This window comes from Allobacillus salarius, from assembly GCF_007559425.1.
Lineage (GTDB): Bacteria > Bacillota > Bacilli > Bacillales > Alkalibacillaceae > Allobacillus > Allobacillus salarius.
Genome location: NZ_VMHE01000085.1, coordinates 1 through 555 on the forward strand (window position 1 = coordinate 1; position 555 = coordinate 555).

The 555-nt window shown below is 35.1% G+C and carries 3 protein-coding genes; all 3 read left to right on the top strand.

Translation table 11 applies throughout. From position 1 onward, the window contains the following. Nucleotides 1-5 precede the first annotated feature (5 nt). Genes FPQ13_RS13235 through FPQ13_RS13245 form a run of 3 tightly spaced genes read left to right on the top strand, consistent with a single transcriptional unit; the run spans nt 6 to nt 529 of the window. Entirely contained in the window at nt 6-206 is a 201-nt protein-coding gene (locus FPQ13_RS13235) for a hypothetical protein (RefSeq protein WP_001125015.1), read from the top strand. Between the two features lie 2 nt (nt 207-208). Next, entirely contained in the window at nt 209-382 is a 174-nt protein-coding gene (gene rinB / locus FPQ13_RS13240) for a transcriptional activator RinB (protein WP_061684985.1), read from the top strand. Next, on the top strand, nt 383-529 hold the full coding sequence (locus FPQ13_RS13245; RefSeq protein ID WP_000990005.1) for a hypothetical protein: 147 nt from the start codon (nt 383-385) through the stop codon (nt 527-529). Nucleotides 530-555: the final 26 nt, after the last annotated feature.

The following is a 555-nucleotide window of genomic DNA, read 5'->3' on the forward strand; positions in this document are numbered from 1 at the left end:
TGGAGATGCCAAAGAAAACGGTAACGATTGATGTAGATGAAAACTTATTAGTAGTAGCTAGTAATGAAATATCAGAACTATTATATGAATATGACAGTGAGTTAATGTCAGCTGATGAAGATGGCGATAATAGAGATATCGAAGAAAAAAGAGACGCATTAAAACAAGCTATACAAATTATCGATAAATTAACATGGGGTGTTTAGTGGTGGTTAAAGAAATTTTGAGACTATTATTCTTACTAGCGATGTATGAGTTAGGTAAGTATGTAACTGAGCAAGTATATATTATGATGACGGCTAATGATGATGTAGAGGCGCCGATTTACTTCGCAAAGTTGAGCGATCAGTCTGATTTGATGAGGGCGGAGGTGTCAGAGTAGATGATGTGGTTAGTCATAGCAATTATATTACTAGTCATCTTATTGTTTGGCGTGATGTTGCAAGCTGAACAGTTAAAAGGTGATGTGAAAGTTAAAGAGCGAGAGATAGAGATATTAAGAAGTAGATTGAGACACTTTGAAGATTAAACATATTTGTACGGAGGGTATTCATG